Source organism: uncultured Aquincola sp. (assembly GCF_964001545.1).
Taxonomy (GTDB): Bacteria; Pseudomonadota; Gammaproteobacteria; order Burkholderiales; family Burkholderiaceae_C; genus Aquincola.
On sequence record NZ_CAXFDV010000102.1, the window covers coordinates 1 to 2,728 of the forward strand.

The following is a 2,728-nucleotide window of genomic DNA, read 5'->3' on the forward strand; positions in this document are numbered from 1 at the left end:
AGGTAGCCGGCCATCGTGATGCCCACCACCCACAGCAGCGCACCCACCACGTTGTAGGCGCTGAACTTGCCGCGGCTCATGGCCGCCACGCCGGCCACGAAGGGCGCGAAGGTGCGGATGAAGGGCATGAAGCGGGCGATGATGATGGTGATGCCGCCGTGCTTCTCGTAGAACGCATGGGCCTGCTCGAAGGCCCGCTTGTTGAACCAGCGGCTGTTTTCCCAGCCCCACACCCTGGGCCCCAGCGCGCGGCCGATGCTGTAGTTCATCTGGTCGCCCAGGATGGCCGCCACCACCAGCAGCCCCATGGACAGCGGCAGGCTCATCAACCCGGCGCCGCACAGCGCGCCCACCACGAACAGCAGCGAATCACCGGGCAGCAGCGGCATCACGACCACGCCGGTCTCGACGAAGATGATGGCGAACAGCAGCGCATACACCCAGGTGCCGTGGTCCACCACGAACTGCGCCAGGTGCACGTCCACGTGCAGGATGAAGTCGATGAGGGCGGCGAAGAGTTCCATGGCGGCGGATTATCGCGGTGCAGCAAGTTTCTAGAATGACCGAATGACTGTCGCTTCAGCCGTACCTGCAGCCGCCCTGCCCCGCCGCCCGATCCGCGAGCTGCCCGACGAGCTGGTGAGCCAGATCGCCGCCGGCGAGGTGGTGGAGCGCCCGGCTTCCGTGGTGCGCGAGCTGGTGGACAACGCGCTGGATGCCGGCGCGAGCCAGATCAACGTCAAGCTGATGGCCGGCGGCGTGCGCAGCATCGTGGTGGAAGACGACGGCATCGGCATCGAGTCGGCCGAGCTGCCGCTGGCACTGCGCCGCCATGCCACCAGCAAGATCGGCTCGCTGGACGACCTGGAAGCGGTCAGCACCATGGGCTTTCGGGGCGAGGCGCTGGCCGCCATCGCCTCGGTGGCCGATGTGTCGCTGCTCAGCCGCACGGCCAGCGCGCCGCATGCGCTGCGGCTGGATGCCCGCTCCGGCGAGCTGGGCCCGGCCGCCCGCGCCGTGGGCACCAGCGTGGAAGTGCGTGAGCTGTTCTTCAACACGCCAGCCCGCCGCAAGTTCCTGAAGAGCGACAGCACCGAGCTGGCCCATGCGCTGGAAGCGGTGCGCCGCCATGCGCTGGCACGCCCTGACGTAGGCTTTGCGGTGTGGCACGAAGGCAAGCTGGTGGCCCAGTGGCGCCCGGCGCGGCTGGACCAGCGCATCCGCGACGTGCTGGGCGAAGAATTTCTGGAAGGCAGCCGCGCGGTGGAACATGCCGCCGGGCCGCTGACCATCCAGGGCCGCACCGCACTGCCCGAGCTGTCGCGCGCGCGGGCCGACCAGCAGTACGTCTTCGTCAATGGCCGCTATGTGCGCGACCGGCTGATCGCCCACGGCGTGCGCGCCGCCTACGAAGACGTGCTGCACGGCCACCGGCAGCCGGCCTATGTGCTGTTTGCCACCATCGTGCCCGAGCTGGTGGACGTGAACGTGCACCCGACCAAGATCGAGGTGCGCTTTCGCGACGGCCGCGCCGTGCACCAGGCGGTGCATCGGGCGGTAGAGGGCGCACTGGCGGTTTCGCGGGCGGGCGAAGGCTTGACGGGGGCTGCCGCCGTGGGCGACGCGTCTGGCCTGCCGCCCGATGGCGCCCGCGAACCCGAAGGCCCGGGCTGGCCGCCCACGCCGCCGGATGCGCTGCGACCGACGCCGGTGCCGCCCTGGCTGCCTTCGGCCACCGCGGCCAACGGTTTCATGCGCATGCCTCGCAGCGATGGTCCGGCCCAGGGTGCGCTGGCGCTGCAGACCGCCGCTGCGCTGTATGCGCAAGAGGCACCCGGCCCGTGGCGCGTGCCCGGCACCACGGCCACCGCACCCGCGGCCACCCCGCTGCCCCCGGCCGACGAATGGCCGCTGGGCCGCGCCATCGCGCAGATCGGCGGCGTCTATGTGCTGGCCGAGAATCGGCACGGCCTGGTGATCGTCGACATGCATGCGGCGCACGAACGCATCGTCTATGAGCGGTTGAAGGCCAGCATCGGCGCCGCGGCCATCGAATCGCAGCCGCTGCTGATCCCGGCGAGCTTTCCTGCCTCGCCCACCGAGATCGCGGTGGCCGAGGGCCAGCGCGACACGCTGCTGGCGCTGGGGCTGGACGTGAGCCCGCTGTCGCCGGGGGTGCTGGCGGTGCGGGCGCGCCCGGCCGCCCTGGCCGGCGGCGACGCGGTGGCGCTGGCCCGCTCGGTGCTGGCGGAGCTGGCCGAGCTGGGCGACCTGGGCGCGCAGCAGGTGCTGCAGCGCGCCCGCGACGAGATCCTGGCCACCATGGCCTGCCATGGCGCGGTACGCGCCAACCGGCAGCTCACGCTCGACGAGATGAACGCGCTGCTGCGCGACATGGAACGCACCGAGCGCGCCGACCAGTGCAACCACGGTCGCCCGACCTGGCGCCAGCTGGGCATGCGCGAGCTGGACGGGCTGTTCCTGCGCGGCCGTTGAGCACCCGGCGCACCGTCACCCCAACGCCGGCCAGCAGCAACAAGGGCAGGCCGATCCACTGCAGTTCCTGCTGCAGCCGCTGCAGCCCGAACTGCGGCACACCTTCCAGCGGCACCGGGCGCCAGGCCAGGCAGTGCCGGGTGCCGTCCAGCGGCCACAGCCAGGCGTTGCAAAAGCCGCTGTCGACCAGCCCGTCCAGCACCGGATGCGAGGCGGTGCACAGCGCCAGGTA

At 71.3% G+C, this 2,728-nt stretch carries 2 protein-coding genes; one reads left to right on the top strand and one right to left on the bottom strand.

The window, feature by feature from the left end; all coding sequences use genetic code 11:
* Positions 1–524, bottom strand: a 524-nt coding sequence (locus ABNT58_RS03480) for a VTT domain-containing protein (protein WP_348752121.1), incomplete at its 3' end; no start/stop codon positions are given.
* 43 nt (positions 525–567) lie between these two features.
* Here ABNT58_RS03480 and mutL point away from each other — a divergent pair.
* Positions 568–2,496 carry a DNA mismatch repair endonuclease MutL gene (gene mutL, locus ABNT58_RS03485; protein ID WP_348752122.1) on the top strand — a complete coding sequence of 643 codons (1,929 nt, stop codon included), beginning with the start codon at positions 568–570 and terminating at the stop codon, positions 2,494–2,496.
* Positions 2,497–2,728 lie beyond the last annotated feature (232 nt).